18 protein-coding genes and 9 pseudogenes are annotated in these 23,976 nt (G+C 60.9%); 15 read left to right on the top strand and 12 right to left on the bottom strand.

The window, feature by feature from the left end; genetic code table 11:
• Positions 1-496: 496 nt before the first annotated feature.
• The 4 genes and pseudogenes from FVF58_RS47265 to FVF58_RS47250 form a co-directional block, all read left to right on the top strand.
• Positions 497-1,288 (top strand): hydroxyacylglutathione hydrolase, encoded by a 792-nt coding sequence (locus tag FVF58_RS47265; protein WP_149676411.1) that lies wholly within the window; start codon positions 497-499, stop codon positions 1,286-1,288.
• 138 nt (positions 1,289-1,426) lie between these two features.
• Positions 1,427-2,398: pseudogene (locus FVF58_RS47260) on the top strand (aminotransferase-like domain-containing protein); the annotation flags it as partial.
• 78 nt (positions 2,399-2,476) lie between these two features.
• A pseudogene (locus tag FVF58_RS47255) lies at positions 2,477-2,602 on the top strand (polyhydroxyalkanoate depolymerase); the annotation flags it as partial.
• Positions 2,603-2,711: 109 nt separating this feature from the next.
• Positions 2,712-3,615 (top strand): annotated as a pseudogene (locus FVF58_RS47250) (IS110 family RNA-guided transposase); the annotation flags it as partial.
• A gap of 378 nt (positions 3,616-3,993) precedes the next feature.
• Here FVF58_RS47250 and otsA read toward each other — a convergent pair.
• On the bottom strand, positions 3,994-5,394 hold the full coding sequence (otsA, locus tag FVF58_RS47245; RefSeq protein ID WP_149676410.1) for an alpha,alpha-trehalose-phosphate synthase (UDP-forming): 1,401 nt from the start codon (positions 5,392-5,394) through the stop codon (positions 3,994-3,996).
• 299 nt (positions 5,395-5,693) lie between these two features.
• On the opposite strand from otsA, the pseudogene FVF58_RS47240 reads away from it, so the two are divergent.
• Positions 5,694-6,029 (top strand): annotated as a pseudogene (locus tag FVF58_RS47240) (DDE-type integrase/transposase/recombinase); the annotation flags it as partial.
• Positions 6,030-6,433, top strand: a pseudogene (locus tag FVF58_RS47235) (transposase); the annotation flags it as partial.
• Between the two features lie 482 nt (positions 6,434-6,915).
• Here the strand turns inward: FVF58_RS47235 and FVF58_RS47225 are convergent.
• Both FVF58_RS47225 and FVF58_RS53825 read right to left on the bottom strand, forming a co-directional pair.
• Positions 6,916-7,113: a hypothetical protein gene (locus tag FVF58_RS47225; RefSeq protein ID WP_246217543.1), complete on the bottom strand. Its 198-nt coding sequence runs from the start codon at positions 7,111-7,113 to the stop codon at positions 6,916-6,918.
• 619 nt (positions 7,114-7,732) lie between these two features.
• A pseudogene (locus tag FVF58_RS53825) lies at positions 7,733-7,876 on the bottom strand (RES domain-containing protein); the annotation flags it as partial.
• A 138-nt stretch (positions 7,877-8,014) separates the two neighbouring features.
• Between FVF58_RS53825 and FVF58_RS47215 the strand changes: the two are divergent.
• Both FVF58_RS47215 and FVF58_RS47210 read left to right on the top strand, forming a co-directional pair.
• Complete coding sequence (locus FVF58_RS47215) at positions 8,015-8,524, top strand: universal stress protein (protein ID WP_342802452.1); 510 nt, start codon at positions 8,015-8,017, stop codon at positions 8,522-8,524.
• Positions 8,525-8,941: 417 nt separating this feature from the next.
• A complete protein-coding gene (locus FVF58_RS47210) occupies positions 8,942-11,770 on the top strand; it encodes an AMP-binding protein (RefSeq protein WP_149676408.1) in 2,829 nt (942 codons plus the stop codon).
• A gap of 175 nt (positions 11,771-11,945) precedes the next feature.
• Here the strand turns inward: FVF58_RS47210 and FVF58_RS55100 are convergent.
• Both FVF58_RS55100 and FVF58_RS47200 read right to left on the bottom strand, forming a co-directional pair.
• Positions 11,946-12,026: pseudogene (locus FVF58_RS55100) on the bottom strand (IS6 family transposase); the annotation flags it as partial.
• A gap of 145 nt (positions 12,027-12,171) precedes the next feature.
• The gene (locus FVF58_RS47200; RefSeq protein ID WP_149676407.1) at positions 12,172-12,756 is read right to left on the bottom strand and encodes a DUF1003 domain-containing protein; all 585 of its coding nucleotides are present in this window, start codon (positions 12,754-12,756) and stop codon (positions 12,172-12,174) included.
• A 644-nt stretch (positions 12,757-13,400) separates the two neighbouring features.
• Between FVF58_RS47200 and FVF58_RS47195 the strand changes: the two genes are divergently transcribed.
• From FVF58_RS47195 to FVF58_RS47170, 5 genes are all read left to right on the top strand, one after another.
• Entirely contained in the window at positions 13,401-13,661 is a 261-nt protein-coding gene (locus tag FVF58_RS47195; protein ID WP_149676406.1) for a transcriptional regulator, read from the top strand.
• Between the two features lie 302 nt (positions 13,662-13,963).
• A complete protein-coding gene (locus FVF58_RS47190; protein WP_149676405.1) occupies positions 13,964-14,098 on the top strand; it encodes an entericidin A/B family lipoprotein in 135 nt (44 codons plus the stop codon).
• 889 nt (positions 14,099-14,987) lie between these two features.
• A complete protein-coding gene (locus tag FVF58_RS47180) occupies positions 14,988-15,242 on the top strand; it encodes a hypothetical protein (protein ID WP_149676403.1) in 255 nt (84 codons plus the stop codon).
• A 956-nt stretch (positions 15,243-16,198) separates the two neighbouring features.
• On the top strand, positions 16,199-16,585 hold the full coding sequence (locus FVF58_RS47175; protein WP_246217542.1) for an Hsp20/alpha crystallin family protein: 387 nt from the start codon (positions 16,199-16,201) through the stop codon (positions 16,583-16,585).
• A 12-nt stretch (positions 16,586-16,597) separates the two neighbouring features.
• On the top strand, positions 16,598-16,993 hold the full coding sequence (locus FVF58_RS47170; protein ID WP_149676401.1) for an Hsp20/alpha crystallin family protein: 396 nt from the start codon (positions 16,598-16,600) through the stop codon (positions 16,991-16,993).
• A 135-nt stretch (positions 16,994-17,128) separates the two neighbouring features.
• Here the strand turns inward: FVF58_RS47170 and FVF58_RS52095 are convergent, their stop codons facing one another.
• Positions 17,129-17,284 (bottom strand): hypothetical protein, encoded by a 156-nt coding sequence (locus tag FVF58_RS52095; RefSeq protein WP_188131184.1) that lies wholly within the window; start codon positions 17,282-17,284, stop codon positions 17,129-17,131.
• 162 nt (positions 17,285-17,446) lie between these two features.
• Here FVF58_RS52095 and FVF58_RS55095 point away from each other — a divergent pair, with 162 nt between their 5' ends.
• Entirely contained in the window at positions 17,447-17,830 is a 384-nt protein-coding gene (locus FVF58_RS55095; RefSeq protein ID WP_425469032.1) for a TrbI/VirB10 family protein, read from the top strand.
• Here the strand turns inward: FVF58_RS55095 and FVF58_RS47155 are convergent.
• From FVF58_RS47155 to FVF58_RS47135, 5 genes are all read right to left on the bottom strand, one after another.
• Positions 17,752-18,462: an IS6 family transposase gene (locus FVF58_RS47155; protein ID WP_149676420.1), complete on the bottom strand. Its 711-nt coding sequence runs from the start codon at positions 18,460-18,462 to the stop codon at positions 17,752-17,754. The genes FVF58_RS55095 and FVF58_RS47155 overlap by 79 nt on opposite strands.
• 160 nt (positions 18,463-18,622) lie before the next feature.
• Positions 18,623-19,354, bottom strand: a complete 732-nt coding sequence (locus tag FVF58_RS47150; protein ID WP_149676399.1) for an SDR family NAD(P)-dependent oxidoreductase — start codon at positions 19,352-19,354, stop codon at positions 18,623-18,625.
• A gap of 165 nt (positions 19,355-19,519) precedes the next feature.
• Positions 19,520-20,377: an MBL fold metallo-hydrolase gene (locus FVF58_RS47145; protein ID WP_149676398.1), complete on the bottom strand. Its 858-nt coding sequence runs from the start codon at positions 20,375-20,377 to the stop codon at positions 19,520-19,522.
• 249 nt (positions 20,378-20,626) lie between these two features.
• Positions 20,627-21,622 carry a D-2-hydroxyacid dehydrogenase family protein gene (locus FVF58_RS47140; RefSeq protein WP_149676397.1) on the bottom strand — a complete coding sequence of 332 codons (996 nt, stop codon included), beginning with the start codon at positions 21,620-21,622 and terminating at the stop codon, positions 20,627-20,629.
• A 1-nt stretch (position 21,623) separates the two neighbouring features.
• Positions 21,624-22,622, bottom strand: a complete 999-nt coding sequence (locus tag FVF58_RS47135) for a quinone oxidoreductase family protein (protein WP_149676396.1) — start codon at positions 22,620-22,622, stop codon at positions 21,624-21,626.
• Positions 22,623-22,725: 103 nt separating this feature from the next.
• Here FVF58_RS47135 and FVF58_RS55090 point away from each other — a divergent pair.
• Positions 22,726-22,924: pseudogene (locus FVF58_RS55090) on the top strand (TetR/AcrR family transcriptional regulator); the annotation flags it as partial.
• A gap of 554 nt (positions 22,925-23,478) precedes the next feature.
• On the opposite strand, the pseudogene FVF58_RS47125 reads toward FVF58_RS55090, so the two are convergent.
• Positions 23,479-23,859: pseudogene (locus tag FVF58_RS47125) on the bottom strand (NAD-binding protein); the annotation flags it as partial.
• Positions 23,860-23,976: the final 117 nt, after the last annotated feature.

The following is a 23,976-nucleotide window of genomic DNA, read 5'->3' as shown; positions in this document are numbered from 1 at the left end:
AGATGACGGAGGGCTCCGCCACTTTTTGGGGCGCGGAGCTCCTCTTCGCACCAACCGATCCCGGACAGGATTATCGCCACGTCGGTACCATCGAACCGCTCTGGGACCTGTTTGACCTCCTCACCCCCGAGGGACGTGAATCCGAGTGGGATGAGCAGCTGAGCTACTCATGCTGCGCCGCAAATTATGTAAGAGCCCCGCACGCCGGGTGAGCCGCGCAAGCTCGAACTCCCCTCTAGCCTGGCGCCCCCGATCAGGGACCCGTCTGCAGTATGAGCCGTCGGGAGCCCGGTGACCCGCGGAACTGTGGTCTGACGAGGCTCCGACTGTCTTGGCTAGAGCAATGCCAACAGGCGTTGAACGACCGCTGCTACCATAGCTGAAGATCAGAGCCTACGTGTTGCGCCCGCGGCGATGCGGTTTCAAGGGCGTCAGGTCGGTAACATGGCTTTCTACCAAAGCCTGTTCGTCGGCAGCAAGCCCTCAGGAGCACGCGATGATCGTCGAGCGCATCTGGACTGGCAATGCCTACCGCAACTTCAACTACCTGATTGCATGTCCGGAAACCGGCGAAGCACTTGCCATTGACCCGCTGGACCATGAAAAGTGCCTCGCCGCCGCGAAGGCCAAGGGTTGGCAGATCACCCAGATCCTCAACACCCACGAACACCGGGACCACACCGGCGGCAACGAAGCGATGGTCGCGGCCACGGGCGCCAGGCTGCTCGCTCATTTCAAGGCCGGCGCTCGCATCGCGGGGGTGGATCGCGGTGTCAAGGCCGGAGACGTCATCAAAGTCGGGAAGCGGATCGAACTCGAATGTATGGACACGCCGGGTCATACCATGTGTCACATCTGCCTGCGATCACGTACCGACCAGCCGGCGCTGTTTTCCGGCGACACCCTTTTCAATGCGGGCGCCGGCAATTGCCACAACGGAGGCGATCCGAGCGAGCTGTATGCCACGTTTGCGGGCCAGCTCGCCAAACTGCCGGATGACACGCGGATCTACCCCGGGCATGACTACATCGAGAACAATCTGAGGTTCACGTTGTCGCTCGAGCCGGAAAACGCCGCTGCCCGGGCCCTGCTTCCCCGCGTGGCCGGTCATGACCCGAAGACCTCGATCGTCACCACGCTCAAGGATGAAGAGCAATTCAACACTTTCTTCCGGCTCACAAGCACGAGCGTGATCGCCAGGTTGCGAGAAAGCTTCTCGGATCTCCCGGAAGAACCCGATGCCAGGACGGTGTTTCTCAAGCTTCGCGAGTTGCGCAACAGGTGGTGATGCAGCAGGGCGCGGAGCGTTGTCGCTCACCGCATCGGGCCATTTCTGTGTAGACGGCATCATCGAAGATAGAGGGGGCCGAACTTCCGGGTCTCAACCTCTATAGGGTAGTCACGGATCAATTCAGTTCACCCGGGGAGGTGCGCCGGGCCGGCGATCTGGAGGAACGCGTTGGCAGCGCCGGGCCAGGCGCCGTCGCCGGAGTGTGTCGTGGTCACGAGCGGCGCGCAGCATGGCATCTATGCGGTGCTCTCGAGCCTGATGGGCCATGACGGCGTGATCCTCACGGACCGGCTGACGTACTACGGCCTGAAGGCGCTTGCGCCCCTGTTCCAGTTCGAGATCATCGGCATCCCGAGCGACGACGAGGGCCTGTTACCGGACCAGCTCGACGACGCGTGCCGCCGGATGCGCGTGAAGGCGATCTTCACGGTGCCGAATCTGCAGAACCCCACCGTCGTGACGATGAGCCTCGCGCGGCGCGCGGCGCTGGTCAACATCGCTCGCCGGCATCACATCGCGATCATCGAGGACGATGTCTACGGGCCATTGTTGCGCACGCGCTTACCGACCATCGCGAGCCTGTGTCCGGAGCTGACGTTTCATGTCGCGTCGACGTCGAAGATCCTCGCGCCCGGACTGCGTCTCGGCTATCTGCTGACGCCGCCCAATGGCGCCGCGCTCGCGGCCGAGGCTGTACGCACCACCGCGTGGATGCCGGCGCCGCTGTCGATGCTCGTGACGACGCGCTGGATCGAGGACGGCACAGCACAGACCATTCTCGAGGCTCAGCGCACCGAGTTGCTTGCGCGGCAGGAACTCGCGCGCGAACTGTTGCCGAAGGAGCACTTGAAGAGCGACCCGGCATGTATGTTCGTCTGGCTGCGGGTGCCGGCGCCGTGGCGCTCGGATGACTTCGCGGCGAATGCGCTCGCGCGCGGCGTCAACACGATGCCGGCATCGGCGTTCGCCGTGGACCGCTCGACGATCGAGCACGGCGTGCGGATCAACCTTGCGTGCGCAGCGTCGCGTGAGCAGTTGGTGAACGCATTGCGGATCGTCGCGCAGACGCTACGCGACAGGCCACGAGCATTGTTCGGCACGATCTAGGGCGACCGTGCGGCGCGCTGGGCAAGACGATCGGGACCTTCGACTTCGTCCGGCTGCCAAAACTGAACCGTGCGCGCATCGCTGCTGCAGGACGGCGATGTGTACGGCACCGACTGGGCCAACGCACGTGACGTGCCGCTTGCCGCAGGCCGCTTCGGACTCGACGACTATGTGCTTGCGGTCGAACGCTTTATGCGACAACTGGGCTGCGCGCATACGGAGACCGCGCCAAAGCGGGGGCTCTACGCCGCGATATGGTGAGCGCTATTGTTGGCCGCGAGCACCGGATAGGGGTATTCGTACCTTTCGTGCAGTGCGCGCCCTCATGCCCAGAGTAGTGGTAATGGAGGCGTGTAGCACTGCTCACCACTGGGCACGACGTTTCCAGTCGCTCGGCATCGAGGTCCACCTGATCAGCCGTAGTATGTCACCCCGTTCGTCAAGACGAACAAGAACGATCGCAACGATTCAGAGGCGATTGTGGAAGCCGCGAGCCGACCGACCATGCGCTTTGTAAGCATCAAGTCGGTTGAACAGCAGGATATCAAGGCAGCGCACCGGATGCGAGCCATCCTGATTCGCCACCGCACCGCGCTGATCAACCAGACGCGTGGCCTGCTCGGAGAACTTGGCTCCGCAATAGCCCGGTCGCCGGAAGCCTTCAGGCGCGCAATCCCGGAACTGCCGCGCACGGCTGCCGACGAGTTGACCGCGTTCTGCTCGACGCTGCTGACCGAAATGCTGCAGCACCTGACTGCGATCGAGGAGCGCATTCATTTCCTCGACACGTCAATCCAGACGTTCATGAAGCATTCCGCCTTATGCAAGAAGATCGCCGCTGTCCCAGGCATCGGCCCCATCACTGCCACGGCAGTCGTCGGCGCCGTTGGCGATGCCACGCAATTCAGGATTTGGCGGCATGTTGCAGCGTGGCTTGGTCTGGTGCCACGCCAGTACTCCTCAGGCGGCAAATCGCGGTTGCAGGGGATCAGTCGGCGCGGTGACCCTACCTGCGCACGCTGTTAATCCACGGCGCGCGAGCGGTCCTGAGGTATGTGAAGGGCAAGACCGATCCACATAGTGTCTGGCTGCAACAGATGATCGCCCGACGCGGGCACAATTGCACCGCAGTTGCGCTAGCCGACGAGAACGCAAGAATCATCCAGCCGCTGCTCAGCGGCGAGACCAGTTACGTTTCGCCAGGCGCCGCGGCATAGGACACCAGTTCTTAACGGAGTGCATCACCCACGTTGGTTTGCGAAGCTTCTCAAAAGCGATGACGAAACTGGTTGAACCAGCATCCTGAAGCCTGTTTTTTGTGCCGGCTGCGCTTTTAGGCAAGCCGCGATTTTGCTAAGGACAGGGTGCGCGGATCTCATCGAGGCTGCGGGCGTGCTTCGGCTATCGTCCAACTGCAAGCCGGATACATGCATGCAGACCGTTTCGACATCACGAATAAGAAGCTTGCAAAATGCGTTGGGTCCATACATGCACGAAAGGTACGAATACCCCTAGCTGGACGCGGGTAACCGCGCCCAGCTACCCGACAGAACCCGAAACACTACTTCCGCAGGCAGAGCCTCGCGTTTTCCCGTTCAGGATGGCGCAGCCTGCCCGCTGTCTTCCAATACTTGCAGAAACGTCGAACTCCACCAGTGCACATCGAACTTGCGGATCCGTCCAAGAAGTGATTCGTGCCGCTTGATCCGCTCATCAAGCGACATCGTCAGAGCCCGCTGAATTGCCTGCGCTGTGCCTTGCGTATCGTATGGATTGACCAGCAGCGCTTCTTTCAATTGCTCCGCGGCGCCGGCAAAACGTGAAAGCACCAGCATGCCGGGGTCAGCAGGATCCTGCGCGGCGACGAATTCCTTCGCAACCAGGTTCATGCCGTCCCGCAATGGTGTAACGAGCGCCACGCGACTCGCGCGATAGAGGCCCGGCAGACGCTTGCGGGCCACGTTGCGATGAATGTAGCGCACCGGCATCCAGTCCAGTTCACCGAAGTCGCCATTGATTGCGCCACACAGGCTATCCATCTGACGTCGCAGATCATCGTAGGCTCCAACGTCCTCGCGGCTCGGGGAAGCAATCTGGATCAGCGTCGCGCTATTGCGATTTTCCGGGTAGTACGTCAGCAGTTCACGGAAAGCATGGACGCGTTGCGGCAGCCCCTTTGAGTAGTCGAGCCGGTCGACGCCCAACAGCAAACGCCGCCGGGAATACTCGTCGCGCATCCGGGCAAACATGTCGCGTCCCTCCTTCGAGTCGGCAAGACGAATGAAGTCGCCGACATCAATGCCGATGGGATACGCGCCGACCCGCAGCGTGCGATTGAACGCCCGAAGGCGGTCCGGACTCAACCGTTGCGCCTGCGCTTCGGATTCAACGTAGTGAGAAAAGTGCGTCAAGTCCGCTTCGCTCTGGAAGCCGACCAGATCGTATGCAAAGAGCGAGCGCATCAGCCATTCGTGTTCCGGAATCGCTGCCATGATCAGCGGCGGCGGCATCGGAATATGCAGGAAGAAGCCGATGCGGTTGGTACACCCTATTGCGCGCAACTCGGCCGCAAGCGGGATCAGATGGTAGTCGTGAACCCAGATGAGATCGTCCGGCTTCAACAGCGGCAGCAACTTGTGCGCGAACAACTGGTTCACCCGGCGGTAGCCCGCTGCGAATCGCGTGTCGAAATTGGCAAGGTCCAGCCGGTAGTGGAACACCGGCCACAAGACACCGTTCGCGTAACCCAGATAATACGTGTCGTGATCTTCCCGGCTCAGGTCAAGTGTCGCAAGCGTTACGTTCCCAGCCGTTTGGACCTGAAGTTCACCTTGGCCGGCTTTTGCGCTGTCCCCTGCTTTCCGGATCTTGCCGCTCCAGCCAAACCAGAGCCCGCCCGTCTGTTGCAGGCTCTCCCGTACCGCCACGGCGAGTCCACCGGCAGCAGGCTTGCGAGGATCGGCAGTGCGATTTGAAACGACGACGAGACGGCTCATGAAGGCCTTATGCTGTTGCGTTCAGGCGGCGGTATCCAACGCCCCAAATAGGGAAATCACGTCCCCAGCCGGCACTCGACGAACGTGATCCGCGTTTGCCGGGGTAAGCGCCGCAACGGCGGAACCATACTCGTTCCTCTCTGAAACCTCAAGCTCGCGGTGCGACCAGTCATGCCGGGTAAGGATCACATTCTGATCGAACCAGTTTAATACTTCGCTTACGCACGCTCGCGCCCGCGCTTCACCTGCATACGTTGCCCGCTCAAATGCGGCGTCGCCATGGCGAAAAATGACCAGGACTTGAAGTTTTGCTTCAGAAACGCCGTGATCGGGCCGCGGCGAAACGGTTCTTGAAACGCGCACTGGAGGCTTGTTCAGAGGTACCGGGCAAGATCGTCACCGACCGGTTGCGCGGCTACCCAGCAGCGAAAGCCGAGATTCCCGAGTTCGCGCCCGTCGGGCACGTGTTCGTCAGAGCCTGCGCTCGCGTCAATAACTGCGCCGAAAATAGTCCTCAGCCCTCGCGCGAACGCCGCACGCGGAGCTTCCGCCTGCTCGTGCCCACCCACGCATTCCTGCCGGGCTTCGGCGTGAACCGGCAGCATTTCGCCATCAAGCGACATCTGCCACGAAGCAAGAGCGTCGCTGCGGCGCTGCGTCCGATTTATGCAGCGCAAGCGAACAGGCCGCACTGCAGGCGCTGCAGTCCTTCGCCGAAGGACCATGGGGCACGAAGTATCCGACCATCGTGCAATCCTGGCAGCGCGCGTGGGAACACGTCACGCCATTCTTCGTGTTCCCGACGGAGATACGCCGGGTCGTCTACACCACCAATGCCATCGAGAGTCTGAACATGCAACTGCGCAAGATCATCAAGACCCGGCGACACTTCCCCAACGACGAGGCCGCCATCAAGCTGCTCCGGCTCGCGCTGCGCAATGTGCTGGCGAAGTCCGTGCGGGCAACTTTCGACTGGAAATCAGCCATGAACCAGTTTGCTATCCTGTTTGGCGAGCGGTTTACGCTCGCCTGCGGCTAGAAATTTTCAAACCGCTTTCCAGCGGGCGCCTGCAGAGGCGGTCATGCACCAGCACCATGCGGGCCATGTGCCTGTTCGCCCGCCCCGCTCACCGGTTCCACGAGCGCGGCGGGGAGAGCGCCGTGCCCCGCCCTCGCCACTGGTTCCGGGGCGTGGCAGCGCAGTCTTGGCCGAACCATGGTGAAGTGATGCTCGCATCACTGCTTGGCAACCTGTTCGCGCAATTCGCATGACGTGTATCGTTGCTTGTCCTGTCCCGAGGGAAATCAAACACAGGACCGCCCTTCCACCCAGTTCGTGAGGCGAAGAGCAGTCTTGAGTCGCGTTCGGCATCCTCGAGCACCTAAAAAGACCGGTCAGCAACGCCACAACCGACTTTGACCCTGGAAGGCCGACCGCACCAAATATCGACTCGCCGGCTACCCGGACTGGCCCCATGTTTTTGCGCCGCTCGGGAAAGCGGCGCTACGCATTGGGCTCGGTCAGGCGAAGAACACGAACGGCAATGTCAGCATCAGGTAAATCGCAAGTCCGGTGGCTGGCAGGCCGGTGGCGATCGCGATTGCGGCGACCGCGCTTCCGATTAGCGCGAGCGCAACCAGCCGGCGTGAGGCAGCTTGCTGAGCGCTGACGCCTGCGCGTGGGCTTGTATCGACGCGATGTTCGTTGTGCGGTGCCATGCATTTTCGGATGTGCGGGTCAAACATGGCTATTACCCTCAACACATATTCGTAGTCTCACGTACGGCGTCCGCTCGTGGCATCGGACTGGAACGTCAAGAGCGTCTGCGGATGCAATCGATGTCGATGCTCTCATAATAGCCGTCCGCGCACCTGAAAGTTAGAAGGGCGCGAGCCTGGCGATCTGCAATCAGCTAATGCAAGCCCTGCGGAGAGAAGCAAAGCGGGCTAGGACTCGGTCGGCCCGCCAGGGCGGTAGCACGTGCTGGTCGCAACAGAACGGAACTGGCCGCGCTTGCGCTGCATTGGGTGCCTGTTTCCGAGACGATTGGTTTCGCGGAAGCGTAGCCTGCGGATCGCACACCGCGAACTGATCGTTGGGTCCAAGCTCATCCACGTAGAAGACAAGATTTACGCCGTCCGGCGACAGGCGTGACCGGAACAGGATCCCTTTCCCGCCAGTTGCAATTACCTCGTCACCGATTGTCCAGATCGGAGGCTCAATGCGCTGGTTGAACCAGCAGGCACGCCAGTCACAATAAAAATCCTCCCACAGATCAGACCAAGTGCTGCTCTGGTATCCGCTGGTGAAATCCACGATTGCGTGAACGGTCAACTGTTAACTGACAAGCGCGCCATGCGGCATCAATGGGGAAACCTGTTGATACTCCAGCACGGCGGTGTTGACGTCGAGCGCGAGGTACAGGGCATTGAGACCAATGCGGTTAGCTCGACCGCCATGCCTTCCGGCGCCAGCGCCGCTAGTCGGTGCATGCCGTCAGTCGTCGTTCCGGAACCGGTTTGATGCCGACCAGTGCAGGGTCGTACGCACAGCGCAGGCACGGCACTGACGGGTGCGGCGCGGAACCACGGGCATCTGTTCCGCGCCGGGAGAGAGAACATGTTCAAGCATCTGCTCGTGCCGACCGATGGGTCGCCACTGGCCGTGGAGGCCATCCACATGACCGTGGGGCTCGCCAGGCAGTCCGAGGCGAAGATCACCGGGATTCACGTCATCCCGGAATTCCATCTGTTGACGTACGACACCGAGACGCTGGCCGACACCAAGGCCCAATACTCACTGCACGCCAAGCACCATGCCGAGCAATACCTGGCCTTCATCGAGCGGGCTGCCATGGACGCAGCCGTGCTATGTGATACCACCTCGGTCGTGAGCGATCATCCGTACGACGCGATCATCAACACCGCACAGGACCGACATTGCGACCTGATTGCGATGGCGTCGCACGGCCGGCGCGGGATGCGCGCGTTGCTATTCGGCATGCTATTCGGCAGCGAAACCCAGAAGGTGCTGATGCATAGCACAGATTCCTGTGCTCGTCGTCCGGCAGCAAGCGCAAGCAATACGGGTGTCATGCCGACGCAAAGCGTTCGTCGAGCCAGCCATTGATCGCCGCCCAGGCTTTGCTGCCGGGAGCCGTGCGTTTTGCACGGCACGGGCGCAGGAGATCGTCCTGATCTGTTGTTTTCGACGACAAGCTAACGGTCGCGTCTGCCACTAGAATTGATGGGGACATCATTGATTTCGTCATGCGCCGCCGGCTCGCCCGAAGTATCTTGATCGCGATCAATAGGGCGGCATCCGACAGTAAGACGTCGCCTCGGGTTTACCTGCCAGCCCGACGCACGCGCCCGTCGGCCTCGTTTCAAGGTCGCGAGCCCGACGCGTTCCCCAAGTTGCGCAGCGCCAGAGCGAAGACTGCGCGCAATTCGCCACTATCGCGCGACAGACGTGGATCAAAGCCCGCCGCGGCGTGCCCTCCCGTGCCCTCCAAGAGGGGATGTCTTCTTAAGAGTCCGTAATGCCATGACCGATCATATCGACACTCTGGAAGGGGCTATGGCGCCTCGCCTGCTCAAGCTGATTGCGGCGTTCTGCGCCGAGATCAACCCGTGCGCACCGGTGCCTGCGATCACGCCCGACAGCCGGTTCGACAGCGATCTGGGACTGGACAGTCTCGCTCGCAGCGAGCTGATGAGCCGCATCGAAAAGACGTTCCACGAGCATTTCCCAATCGAGTTGTTCAGTGGCGCCGCGACACCGGCCGATGTGTTGCGTCTGCTCGCCGCGAGCGGCAATGTGTCGATGCGCATGCCGCAAGCGCTTGCCGATTTCGCCCCGCCGCCAGACCAGCTCGATCCGCCCGCGCACGCGCAGACGCTCGTTGACGCGCTGCGCTGGCACGCAACGCGGCGGCCATCGCAAAGGCACATTGTGTTCGCCGACGATCCGTCGCACGCGCAGACCATGACCTATGAAGCGCTGTATCGGTCTGCGCGCCGTGTTGCGCACGGCCTGCGCGCACTCGGTGTTGCGCCGGGCGACACGGTCGCACTGATGCTGCCGACCGGTCGCGACTATTTCGCCTGCTTTGCGGGAATCCTGCTTGCCGGCGCGATTGCGGTGCCGGTGTATCCACCCGCGCATGCGGCCCGGCTCGCCGACCACCTGCGCCGGCATGTCGCAATTCTCGTGAATGCAGCGGTGCGCACGATGATCGTGCCGGAAGGCACCGAGATGGCCGTGGCACTGGTCAGGGCGTGGGCGCCTGCGCTGGAGCGGGTCATCGCACCGGGCGCACTGATGGGACCCGAAATCGGGGAGTCGTACGAGGCGCGCGCTGCCGACATCGCTTTGCTGCAGTACACCTCTGGCAGCACGGGCACGCCAAAGGGCGTGGTGCTCACGCATGCGAATCTGCTCGCCAACATCCGCACGATGGGTCGCTCGATCGATGTCGGTCGGCACGACGTAGTCGTAAGCTGGCTGCCGCTTTACCATGACATGGGTCTGATCGGCGCGTGGCTCGCGCCCCTGTACTTCGGCATCCCGCTCGTGCTGATGTCACCGCTGACATTCATCGCACGACCGGAACGTTGGTTGCAGGCCATCGGCCTATACCGCGCCACGATCACCGCCGCGCCGAATTTCGCCTATGCGCGATGCTCGTCAAGCATCGCGCCCGACGATCTGACAGGCATCGATCTATCGTCATTGCGCGTTGCAATCTGCGGCGCCGAGCCGGTCAGTGCCCGCACGATGCGTGCATTCGCCGAACGGTTCGCCAGCTACGGATTTGACGCGCGCGCGCTGACCCCGGTGTACGGACTCGCGGAGAACACGCTCGGACTGACGTTCTCGCCGCTTGGCCGAGGTATGCGCGTCGATCGCATCAGTCGAACGTACCTGGCCGCGTCCAGACGTGCGGTACCAGCTGCGCCCGACGACGTCCTCGAACTGGTATCGTGCGGCGCCGCGTTGCCTGGCAACACGGTGCGCATCGTCGACGTGGACGGCTGCGACGTGCCGGAACGCGTCGCCGGACGCATCGAATTCCGCAGTCCATCGGCGACCGCGGGCTATTACCGCAACGTCGAGCAGACCGGCCGCATGATCCATGACGGCTGGCTCGACACCGGCGATATCGGGTATCTGGCCGACGGCGAACTGTACATCACCGGGCGCGCCAAGGATCTCGTGATTCGCGCCGGACGCCACTTTTTCCCCAATGAACTGGAGGAAGCAGTGTCGCGCCTGCGCGGTGTGCGGCAGGGTTGTGTCGCGGTGTGCGGCTTGCCCGACGCGACGACCGGTACCGACCAGCTGATTGTGATAGCCGAGACGCGCGAAACCGCACCCGAGGCGCTCGCGCGCATCCGGGTCGCAATCAACGATGCCGCGCTCGCGCTGCTTGGGGGGCCACCCGAGCGGATCGCGCTGGTACCGCCGCGCAGCATCCTGAAGACGTCGAGCGGCAAAATCCGTCATGCCGACACGCTTGCGCTGTATCTGCGCAGTGCGGGCAAATTACGGCCCCAGCCGCACTGGCAGCAATGGGCCGGACTGCTGGCTGACAGCCTCGTGCCGATGTGCCGCCGCGCCGGGACCCGCGCGCTCGAACTCGCATACGGTGGCGCATGCTGGCTGCTATTTCCGGTGATCGGCGTGCCAGTCTGGTTTGCGACGACGTTGCGTGCGACCGACACCGCACGGAACTGGCGCATTGCGTCGCGCGCGTGCCGGCTCTTTATCAGGCTGGTCGGCATCCGGCTGACCGTGCGCGGCATCGAGTCCTGTCGCGCCAGACGGGACGCGATTCTGGTCGCCAATCACGCGAGCTATCTGGATGGCCTGGTGCTGCTCGCGGGGCTGCCCTATCCAGTCTGCATTGTTGCAAAAGAGGAATTGACCGCTAACTGGATTGCGCGTCCGTTCCTGCAATCGATCGGTGTGTACTTTGTCGAGCGACACGACCATGTGCGCGGCATCGCCGCCGAAAAGGAACTGATTGCACGGGCCGCTGCGGGCGAGCCCCTGCTCTTCTTCGCGGAGGGAACGTTCGCGCGCGCGGCCGGCGTGCGGCCGTTCCGGCTCGGTGCGTTTGTCGCAGCATGCGCCGCGCATCGACCGGCCATGCCGATCGCGATTGCCGGTACGCGCGCAATATTGCCGGACGGCCGGTGGCTGCCACGGCGTGGCGAGATCACCGTGTCGTTGCTCGATCCGATCGAGGCGTGCGGAGAGGACATCGGTGCGGCAGTGGGGATGCGGGACAGCGTCCGGGCGGCAATCGCACGTGGGTGCGGCGAACCGATGTTGAGCATGGAGCTATCTGCCAGGACGCAAGCCGGTTAGCGCCGACAGTGTTTCCGTCGGTCAGCGAATGCCTCCGCGCAGACGCCCTGATCGCGACGCTTGATGCCGCAGAACATATGCTCGCGGCGCGCTTGAATCGCTTCGTTCCGGTGAGGCACCGTGCGCCTTGTTACGCTCGAGGGCCGTGACTACTCCGCTCCGGTCGCTTCGCTTACCAGCGAACACACAGAATGATGATCTCCCGATCAAAATGGCGTCCGCCGAACAACTCCTCCAGACTCTTCGGCTTGGTCATCATGGAACATAAGTTCGTTTCGTTCCGACAACTCTAACCGATTCGCCGATCACATTTGCACCAGATCCGCGGATGTACAGTGATTCCGGGAAAGCAGATCCGGCCTTAACGAAATGACAGGCAGTCGTCGTTCGATCATGGAGCTTCACGCAGCGGGCGACTGCGATGTCTTGTCGCCCGATGTCCTGCTGGATATGAGCAGGTTCTTGAGCGCGTCCATCTGCTCCTTCTGGATGGTCAGCAATTCGGTCCATTGCTTGTCACGCAGGATATCCACCTTATCATGCAGCAACATGATCTCGAGTTCGGCTTTCAGATTGATCTCATAGTCGTGCTCGGCAGAAATCCGGTCCTTGTATGACTGTCGGTTCTGGGCCATCAGGATGATGGGAGCCTGGATGGCCGCGAGCATCGAGAGAAACAGGTTGAGCAGAATGTAGGGGTATGGGTCAAAAGTCTTGCTGTACTTCGCCAGAATCAGCGAATTCAAGCCAACCCAGACAATCATGATCGCGATAAAACACGTGATGAATATCCACGAGCCGCCGAAGGCGGCCACGGCATCAGCCGCGCGCTGGCCTCGTGTCATCGCGGCATCCAGTTCTTTCGCGGAATCTCTTGCTACGTGCTTTCGTTCCGCAATGAGACGCGCAACATTCTTCGCGCGTTCGTCCAGCGCTTCATAGGGTACGCCAAAGAATTTTTCGGCAAGCTCGGCGGGCTTTTGCATTTTGCACTCGAGGTAGTCTTGTCTTTCGAAGAGGGTTCTCTGCTACGGTCAGATCTCTGAAAACGTTTCGTGACAGCGAGCTGAAATCAGCGCACCCTAGCCAAATGGGCGAGCTTTACGGCGCCCACGGATGCAACCGGAGTAGTGTGATGGCAAAAGGTCAGTTGCGCAGCAATCGCGAAGCAAAGAAGCCAAAGCAGCCGTCTCCTGTTTTGCTGCCGTCTAGTCCGGTCTCCCACAGGGTACGGCCGAATTCTGTGGAAGCGCAAAAAAAGCGTTGAGAATAAACTCGTCCAGGTAACTCGTCGGCGTCGTATCGGTGCCTGATAGGTCGCGGCTTCGGCGATCGTCGCTTGCGACAACGCAGGGGTAGCTCTTCCTGCGCGTGACGTCGGGGCAGGCCCGACCGATTTTCCGTACGCCGACGGACCGACAGCGATATCTCTTCCAGAAAGCATGGCGTTGGCTTCGGCACGCGACAAGATTCAGGCGTCGATGGGCTCTATCGAGCCGACCGTGCCCGAGCGCTTCATTGCCGAGCGGCGCACCTATAACGCATTCCGGTGCTGCATATGCGTCCGGAACTATGACAACTTCGCGAAGAGGTCCACTAAATCTCTGTTAAGCAGACGGAGGGCCCGAAGATGCGACTGATCGAACCGGATGAACACCAGGACTTCCTTTCGACCGTGCAAGGCAGGGGGCTGGCAGAAGATGACTTCGAAGTCCAGGAAATGGATACGACTGACCCCAAAGGGGACGAGAACTTCGGTCTACAGGGCTATGTCACGGTAACCAGACTATCGACAAACATTACGAGGGAATACCCCATCGGCTACGAAACCGATTGGACGCAGCATTTCAGGCAAGATCTCGAAGCCGGTGTCTTCGATAAGCCGGAATGAGATCCCGGATGTGATTGGCCCGCTGGCAAGGATTGATGGGCCGGCCCGGTGCGGATGCCAGGGCGGAGGCAGGCATACTCGCGCCCTCCGCATGCGTCTGAAGTACAGCTCCCTCTGCCGCGGTGCCGCATGAGTTTCCAGCCGCGGGTTTTGCGTGGACTGGGCGCTGCCGCTGGTCCCGCGTCTCGCTTAGAATAAGATGCATGCAGAGTGCCCGCGCTGGCCCCGATGGGCCCGCGGTACCCCTGCGTATCCGGCTCGTCACCGCTGCCGGCACTAGGAATCTGCCAAAGGGGGACAATATGACGCGATTCGTCGCTCTGTTTCTGATCGCCGCTACCGCGCTCCTCATGGGCTGCAACACCGTTGCGGGCGCCGGCGAGGACATATCGAAAGGCGGCCAGGCCATCCATAACTCGGCCGAGCAAGCCAAATAGGCGATGCGGCGCCACACGCGAGCTGTTCGACACCGCGCTTTTGCACCGTCGGGCGCCCCAGCACACACGGGGCGGGCGCTATGGGGGTGTCCGTTCCACGTTCGGCATCCACGAGTTGTTACGCTTTCAGCAAGCTCGTGGATGTGATCCGGCGTGGTGTCGCCGGTATCGCCTGCCCGGTTTTCCCGGTTTTTTCGGGCAGTTGCGAAGCCTCGCTGCGGCTGGCCCCGGAGGACAGACTTGTGCCGACCCAAAGCAGTAGCTGAAGTGATCAAGCGGACATTGGTGCTACGAGATCATGAGCGCACTGTGTGTCCGGCGGCAATTTACGCCTGGCGGAACAGGTCGCCTGCGACGAAGGACCAGTACCTCGACGCAATCTACGGTGCGCATGTCAGGGGCGGGTCGATTTCGTTTGAAGAAGCTTGTCCGACGACTCCTCGAAACAACTTGTGGGAGACCCATATGCAGCCTTGCGATGCCGGCCGCGACCTGGTTGGAAAGCCATCCAGCGTACCGCCACACGGCGATCTCGCCGCTTCGGGTGTTAGTGCGTTCGGTCCGCCCGGCAACATGACGAAGGTCAGCAGTAGATGGAACTGCACGGTCTGCGGCAACTGGATGTACCAAAACACGGCGGATGGAGATCCGCCGAAGGAATGGGCTATTGGCGAACGACCGGCAGACTGGCCGGCAAAATGACGGCCATCCACTTTGCGTAGCGCCCGCCGGCGATGACCAGCGAAATGCACAACTCGGGCGAAACCGATTCGTTCGTTGACGAGGACGGCATGTTTTCCTGTGCGAATACATGGGCCATCGAGTGGTGTGACGAAAACTGGACTGAAATGAGCGCGGCCGTTCCGCGCACATGGCGATGGAGAGCGACATGCCGCGCGAGCTTAAAACTGAGCAGGAGCTGCTTGAGATCGTGTCAAAAGCACTCGATGCCAATACAGACACGACCGGGTGGAGTCCAACGGGAATCCAGGAGCACGCTGAAGACTCGGAGGGATGCAACTGGAACATCAACTATCTGCATGGTGACAGCAAAGATGCAGATGTGAAGGAAATCGTCATGTTGGCGGCTGAGAAGATCATCAATGGGCTGCGGCAAACAATACAACTTGCAGTAGCTTCATAGCGTGCCCCTCCGAGCCTCAGCAAACCTCCGAAGCGTCGAAATCGGTGAAGGAGATAGTCATGCCAGACGAACTCAGCCCCAAAGCAGCCCCGAATGCCTTCGAAGACACCTAAGGTCTGACTTAAGCGCTAGAAAAGCCCCTCGGCTTTTGCGGAGACAACACGGGAGCCGGGAACCACACAGGAGCCCGCCCCATTAGACAAGTCATCGGGCGTCTCGGCCCGCTGTTACAATTCTGTGCTGAACGTAGTTGCGTTTCCAGAGTCAAAAATTGTAGGATTGCGAATAAGTTGCGCGACGACCGGTGGTCTTTGCAGTACACCAGAGTTCGTATCGAAGCAGCAGCAAACCGAGAACAACCGCGAAGAGGCCAAGCATCGAATCAGCGGCGCGCACAGCAAGTTGAGCATGGCAAGCGCAAGCAAGCCGAGGCTCAAAATGACGGCGCCGAGCATAAATTTTAAACGCCCAATGCGCCTCAAACCACGGGACAGCGCGTCTGATAAACGTCAGTCGCGAGACTGCTGAAAAGCAGTTAGCAAAAGCCGGCCAAGCGCCGGCTTTTTTTGTCTGGCATACGAGAAAAATGGTCGGCATCGAAGGGGAACGGGCAGACTCCATTCGACCGCCAAGCTAGGGCGCTTGTTCCTGATCCCTGGAATCGAGTGCAAGGCGCATTACCCCTGCCTCAGCTCCGTTGTGGCGAGCGCGTTCAACAATCCGATCTCTTGTATTTTTTTTGCCCGCTTCCATCTATAAATTATATAGGCCGGCCACACCCCTTCCCGCCCAACGTGAGGTTCGAGTGACTGCCCGTGGTCGCCTTTCGGCGAAGTTGCCGAGCGCTGCACTCGCCTGTCAGGTGATAGATGAAAGGAGATCCAGCCATGAAGGGTTCATTCACGAGGTTTTCTTCCGACGTATTTCCGGACTTCGAGCGGCTCCTCCAGGAGCAGATGGACGCCGTCGTTCGAAACTTTGGCGTTGCGTCCGGCATCCGTGCCGGCGCACGGGGTACATTTCCCCCAATCAACATCGGGAGTACGGTGGACGCCATCGAAGTGGTCGCATTTCTAGCAGGCGTCGACCCGCAGGCGCTGCAGGTGTCCATCGACAAAGGCCTGCTTATCCTGAGCGGCGAAAGGCCGGCCGCCGTTGCGGACGCCGCCGAGCGCAAAATCGTCTACGCGGACGAACGGTTTTCCGGCAAGTTTCGCCGCGTCGTCAGCCTGCCTGACGATGCGGACCCGGCTCGCGTCGAGGCAAAATATGCGGACGGTTGTCTGCGCGTCACCGTGATGAAGCGCGAGTCGTCCAAGCCTCGCCTGATTCAGGTCCAGTAAAAGGAGACTGCCATGAGCGAAGAAACCCAGGTTGCCACGCGTGAACCGCAAACCGTGTCGGCCAGGAGCACGGCCGCGGCGTTGATCCCGCCCGTAGACATCGTCGAAGATGAGACGGGAATTACCATCTTCGCCGACCTGCCAGGCGCCTCGAAGGACCGCCTCGCAATCAAGATGGAAGGTGAACACCTGCTGATTGAAGCAGAGGCTGCCGTCGCGGTGCCGGAAGGTCTGCAACTGCTTCACGCCGAAATTGGTGAGCCGCGCTACCGCCGAGCCTTTAGATTGAGTCGCGAACTGGATGGCTCGAAGATCGAAGCAAGCTTGAAAGACGGCGTTCTGACGCTACGCATTCCACGCATCGAACAGGCGCAGCCGCGACGCATCGAGGTGCAGGTAGCGCCATAGCGACGAGAAGTACCGGGGGCGTCTTCCCAGCGCCCCGAAAAACGCGGAGACAGGCCCCGTTTTTAACGGCAATTTGACGCATCGTTCTGGATCGGCCCCGTCATGCGCGGGGCCTTTCCATTTCTGAGCGCGCCATCAATGCTTGTGGTGCAGCCAACCCATGTGATGCGCATCAAGCCACTGAACCATCCCCTCTCCAGGGTGATCGCGCATGTAACGTCGCGCCAGCATGAACCCGACGACCAACAGGACCGCCAGGCCGACCACAAAGCTAATCATTGACTGAGTCATGGCAGCCTCCTTGCTAGGTCGCGACCATGCTTACAGTGTAGGTGACGAATTGACTCAAATTATTTGTTACCGTGGCTGAACGCGTCGTAGACCCGACAACGGGTGCTGCAACGGTTTGTCCCACTCTGATGTCGCGTACCGTGATGCTGGTTTCGGTTGCTGATGCGGCGTCGCTCCCGTTCTAACCGAATGATTTTCCCGAACGGCGCGAGCATGCGACTGGATGGATTGAGTGGCGCCAACCCCAACGGCGAAGCCGGCGTCACTGCAGACGTCAACAACCATTTCTTCCGGATCTTTGGTTCGACCTTCCTGATCGCCGGCGTTGCTGCGTGGATCGGACACAACCAGGCTCAACCAACCGGAACGACAATCAACATTAATGGCGTGTTGCCTCACGAAGGAATGTTACCCGGCTGTGGTGCAAATTACCGGCGCGAGCGAAAAACGGCGTATTCACCATTGCATCATCGTGCTGAAAGGACTGCCTTCCAAATAGCAGGTGCAGTGGGATCTTTGATGCGCAACCGTGCGAGGTTGAACTGACCTTTGCGAATGCGATGCATCAACTCGACGCCCGATATCGTAATGGCCGCATTCCTGAAACGTTTGAAGCCGAGCATTGCATTGACCCTGGACTTGATGTTGCGATGATCCTGCTCGATCAAATTGTTCAAATACTTCGACGATCGCAACGTCGTGTCCACGGGCAGAAACTGGTCCGCCTTCATTTCGCGCACCGCGCGGTGAGACGCAGCGTAACCGTCCAGTGTGATTGTCTTCGGAGCGAGCCCTTGACTTCTGATCGCTTTCGCGAAGAAAGCCTTGGCCGCAGCGACATCCCGCCTGGCGCTAAGCTGGAAGTCGACCGTCTTTCCGGCGCGGTCAACTGCACGGTAAAGATAGACCCATTTGCCACGGACTTTCACATACGTCTCGTCAACTCTCCATGAACGACCAGCGGATTTCGCAAATCGATTCCAGCGCTTGATGAACTCCGGCGCGAAGCGTTTGACCCAGCGCATGATCGTAGTGTGCGCCAACGACAGCCCGCGCTCGGCCATTATTTCGACGAGGTCTCGAAGGCTGAGCTTGTAACGCAGATACCAACGCACACACAGGACGATGACTTCGCGGTCAAAGTGGCGGCCGTTGAACAGCCTGTCGATGTCTACCATCTCACTCATAGCCTGCTCGCGCTAGTCAAAACCCGAGCTTAACCTACCGGCTCCCTCCGATTTGCACCGGAGCCTGAACCCGTACCAGTCCATCGCAAGACGCGCTAATACGCTCGCCCCACTCATTGCTTAGCTCATAGTGGAGCGAATCAATCGACGATCAGATCTGCGCTCTGCCGCCATCCACGAAGAGTTCGATGCCCGTGACGAAACTGGAGTCATCCGAAGCGAGAAACAGGGCAGCTTTGGCAACTTCGTCGGCTTCCCCCATGCGTCCCATCGGGATGGTAGACAAGATTCTCGCTATAGCGTCTGGAGGCTGCTGATCAACGATCGGGGTATCGATTGGGCCCGGGCTAAGGACATTTGAACGGATGCGACGGTCCTTCAGCTCCACGGTCCATCCTCGCACGAAATTGCGGATGGCCGCTTTGGTCGCACCGTATACCCAGAAGGCGGGTGTCCCTTTGGCGCTCGCGACGGAGCCCGTGAGAATGATCGAACCGCCGTCATTCAAGAGCGGCAGAGCCTTCTGGACGGTGAAGAGCACTCCCTTCACGTTGGTATTGAACAGTTTGTCGAAATGCGCTTCGGTGACATCGCCCAGGGCGGCGAACTCAGCGATGCCAGCGTTGGCGAAGACGATGTCGATTCTTCGCCCTGTTGCGTCGACGTTCTCATAGAGACGATCAAGATCATCCGGATTGGCGACGTCTCCATGGATGCCAGTCACATTGCCCCCGATGGCCCTCACGGCTTCGTCGAGCTCCTTCTGGCGACGGCCGGTGATAAAGACGTAGGCGCCTTCGGCGACGAAGAGCTTCGCGGCGGCGAGGCCTATCCCCGACGAGCCGCCGGTAATGACGGCCACCTTTCCCTGCAACTTATCCATGGCGACTACTCCGTTGATTGCTAATTGCGATTGGCAACGCCTCCGGGCTGGCGGTCAGCTGCCAAGAAATAGCCGAGCGCCCATGCGCGGCTGCATTCGAGGTTGGTTTGCGCGTACCAACCAACGCCGGCCAGTCAGTCGATCATCTCTTTGGCCGTCCGGCGGCTAGACCTCGAACCGGAACGCCGCCCCGTCGCGCTTCACGTGTCCAGCTGTCGGCGCGGCATAGTGGGTGCCGATGACCAGGATCGGCTGGTCGGCCCATTCGGCGAACACCTTCGCGCGGGTGGCCGTTGCGGCCTGGGTGTCGCTGTCGAGGCTCGTGGCCCAATCGGGGTGCGCCATCTGGCAGGGATGGTGGGCAATGTCGCCGGTGATCACCGCGCTCTGCCCTTCCGATTCGATCACCACGCTGACATGGCCCGGCGTGTGGCCAGGGGTTGGCGTCAGGCGGACCTCAGGCGAGACGCGGTGGTCCATCTCCACCAGTTCGGCCAGGCCGGCGTCGAAGATTGGCCGCACACTATCTCCCATGATCGCCTGCTGCTCCTCGTCGCCCTCGTTGCTCCAGTGGTCGAATTCGCGCTTGCCAATCAGGTAGCGTGCCTTGGGGAAGGTCGGGACCCACTTGCCGTCCACCAACATGGTGTTCCAGCCCACGTGGTCCACGTGCAGGTGGGTGCACACCACGGCGTCGACACTGTCGCGGCTCCAGCCCGCATCCGCCAGGTGTTGCAGGAACGACGTCGCGAGCGGGTTTCCGCCCACCAGATGGCGCGGTTTGTCGTTGCCGATGCACGTGTCGACCACCAGCCTCAGCCCCGGCGCCTCCACTAGTAGGGCGTGGACGGACACGTTGAGCGAACCATCCTCGTTGACGAAGTGCGGATAGAGCCAGGGGCTGGCCTTCAGCGCCTCCGGCGTCGCGTCCCGCAGGAAGAAGCCCTCAGGATCGTGGGGCAAGGAAAACAGCATCTCGACCACGCATGTGATATTCACCGAGCCCACCTGCCAATTCAACATAGCGTCTTCCTCCTGCTTGCCTTGGACGAGCCCAGTGCGCCGCATCGGCGCGGGGCCATAGAAATGGACGGCGACCTCTCCTGGTTTCCCTCTGGCATAGAAAGACAACCGCGAAGGTAGATGCCGCCCTCGACTGGAAACTCAATGTCTTTGCGAGTGATCATCACTGGTCTTTACGTCATGTTGCTAATTTGGGTGATTTAACGTTAATTCCATCGGAACAAGCCCGGACGGCGACCGTCGACGCGTTCATCCCGTCCGAGACTCTTCGAGCCAGCGCCTGATGTTGGCAACTGTGTCCCGGTAGAAGGTTTCGTAAAGCCCCCGTGATACGTAGCCGATGTGCGGCGTCGCAAGCACGTTGGTCATCGTCCGGAAAGCATGGCTCGGCGGGAGCGGCTCCTGATCGAACACGTCGATCGCCGCGCCCGCGATTTTCCGGGCATGAAGTGCTTCAACCAGGTCGGACTCAGTGACAATCGGACCGCGAGAGGTATTGATCAAACGGGCCGTCGGTTTCATTAGGGACAGTTCTTCGGCTCCGACCAAGCCCCTTGTTCTTTGGCTCAGGACAAGGTGGACGCTTAAGAAATCGGCCTGCTTGAACAATGTTTCCTTCGACACGAATTCCGCGCCGGCCGCAATAGCGCGCTCCGGGGTGAGGTTCTCGCTCCATGCGATTACATTCATTCCGAATGCTACGCCGATCCTGGCGACGTCTCGGCCGACATTGCCAAGCCCCAGGACGGCGAGTGTCCTTCCCGACAGATCGTCGCCAACGGACTGCTGCCAACCTCCTCGTCTCAAGGACCCGCCCTCGCTTGCGATGTGGCCGGCGCTACCAAGAATGAGGGCCCATGTCAGTTCGACGGTGGGGGCGGATGTATAACCCGTGTGAACGACCTTGATCCCCTGCCGATCGGCGGTATCGGCATCAATCGAGGCATTGCGGAGGGCCGTCGACGCGATCAGCTTGAGGCTCGGCAGGCGTTCCAAAATGTCGCGGGTGAGCGGCGTTCTCTCCCGCATCACGCATACGACGGCAAATGGCCGCAGTCTTGCGACGACCGCATCTGCTTCCGCCAGATGGTCATGGAAGACAGTGATGCTCGCCCACGGCTTCAGCGATGACCAGTCGGCAAGCGAGAGAGCGGCGTGCTGGTAATCGTCCAGGACGGCAATCCCAATCGGGCCGCCATCGATGTGCGTCTTCTCCCGGCCGGACAATTCATCAGCGTTGATCATGTCAGTGCACGATGGGGGTGCCATGTCGATCATTCCGCAGGACAACTTTGCCAAACGGCCGATCCTCAATCAGATGGCGCAAGGCTTCGCCCGCGTCGCCAAGCGGATAGACCCGCTCGACGAGGGGCTCGACTGAGCCGCTGACGATCAGCGGGATGATGTCCCGCCACGCGGTGGCGATCGCGGTCGGTGATTGGGCAAACAAGGAGAAGCCGGCCATCCGCGCGCCTTTCCAAATCAGGTCCGTCACATCGATCGTGGTTCTGCGTCCGGCGGAATAGCCCAACGTGATCAGGACACCGCCGGGAGCAAAAGTGCTCAACGCCTCACTCGTCACGGTGCCGCCGATGCTATCGATGACAATATCGACACCGCTGCCGGCCGTTAACCGGCGAACGCCGTCGGCGAGACCTTCCGCGGTGAGGTCGATCACGTCTTCGAAGCCAAGCTCGCGTGCGCTAGCGGCTTTCGCCGCGCTGCCGGCCGTCGATATCACGTTGCCGGCGCCCTGCGCCCGCGCGAGCTGATAGGTTGAGTTGCCGACCGACCCTCCGATCCCCGGAGCCCGCACCGTCTTGCCCGGCTTGAATCCCGCCAGCGTCAAAGTGATCTGCGCCGTCAGCCAGGCCACTGGAAGGCTAGCCGCGACTACGTCGTCGATCGCGTCGGGCACGAGCGCCAGATCATCGGGCCTCACCAACAGCCATTCTTGCCACGCGCCATTCTCACGAACGCCGTAGGGCCCTGTGAACATGACGCGGCTGCCCACCGCGAGCCCCGAGTCGCCAGCATCCTCGATGACACCGGCGCCCTCGTTGCCGAGCACCAGCGGCGCCTTGGCCCGAGGGTGTCCACCTGACAGGATCGTGTGATCGAGCGGCGTAACGCCGGCGCCCGTGACGCGGACCAGTACCCTGTCCTTTGCCGGTTGCGGCTTGGGCAAGTCGACCTGCCGCAAGCCACCATAGCCCGAGAAAGTCTCTGCCTCGATCGCACGCATCGCCATCTTCCTGTAAAGTTACGGACCTGTACGTCCCTTTAATACTAGGAACAGGTCTGTTACTTTGTCAAGCGGGAAATCGGAACGAGTGGAGCATGCGGATATGAAGGCAGGAGCCCGACCCCGGCGGGGAGCCCCGCCAAAGGGCGAAGTGAGCGCGCGCGAGCGTATCCTCGCGACGGCAAGCGACCTGTTCTACCGCGAGGGCATCCGTGCCATCGGCGTCGACACGGTCGTCGAGCGATCCGGGGTGTCGAAGACGAGCCTCTATCGCGTATTCGATTCCAAGGACGCTTTGATCTCTGCTTTCGCCGCCGAGAAAGATCGGATGTTCTGGGCGTGGTGGGATGACGTTGAAAAGAAGCACGCTGAGGACCCGCGCGCTTTGCTGGACGCGCTGCTATCTGGAATCGCGAAGCGGATTGCGAACCCCGCCTTTCGTGGCTGCCCCTTTCTTAACCTGATGACGGAGTTTCCCGACGGCAACCATCCTGGCCGGGCGCATTGACTCAGGTTATTTGTTACCAGGCCGGGGGTGTTGCCTCATGTAATTTGCTACCGTCCAGACGGCTGGCGGGGGCGACTTATGACGAGGCGGCTCATCAACGGCGCGTACGTCGCCGGCCTGATGGCAGAATCGGCCGATCTGAAGGACGACCTTGTCGATGCCGCCATGAAATTGTTGGTTTAGCGGTTCGGCGAAGCACCTCGCCAACGTGAAAGTGCCGAACCCTGGCAGCGCTAATTTGAAAGAGAGCGCACCTGGCAGGTCGATTGCCTCATCGGCTATCAGGCTTAGGCGCATTGTCGCCCAGCCTGGCGCTGTCATGGCAAATAGGGAGGAGTACGAACGCGATCATTTGCGGGAATCGGTTCTTGCCTCGAGTGCGTGGACGACGGCCGCGATGTCGGACTGCCCGTGCCCCAACGCCAGCGTCTCACCGAAAAGCGCATAGCAGACGTCCAATAACGGCGACGCGACCCCGGCTTCCCTGGCCGCTTGCGCAATCAATCGATTGACCTCCAGCACATTGGTGATCGACCCCTGGACATCGAAGTCACGCATCACCAGTTTGAGAATTTTCACGCGTGAGATGTCGCTCGCCATCTGACCGGCGTCCACGATGGCGCGGAACTGCTGCATGTCCAGACCATGCCGCTCGGCAAAATGGGCCGCTTCCGCAAGGCCGGTGACCGTGGTCATCAGAAACAGGTTCACCGCGAGCTTCATGAGAAGCAGCCAGTTTTCGCCGAAAACCGCACACGGACCATGAACCCGGATTCGGCTATTGTTAGATCACGCGTAGTGGTTCCTGGCAGCGTAGCTGAGAGGCCTCTGGTGCATCCGACACCG

It is taken from the genome of Paraburkholderia panacisoli (assembly GCF_008369935.1).
In the GTDB taxonomy this organism is placed as follows: Bacteria; Pseudomonadota; Gammaproteobacteria; order Burkholderiales; family Burkholderiaceae; genus Paraburkholderia; species Paraburkholderia panacisoli.
Note: the sequence above shows the minus strand (reverse complement) of the source record. Positions and strands in the feature narration are given on the sequence as shown.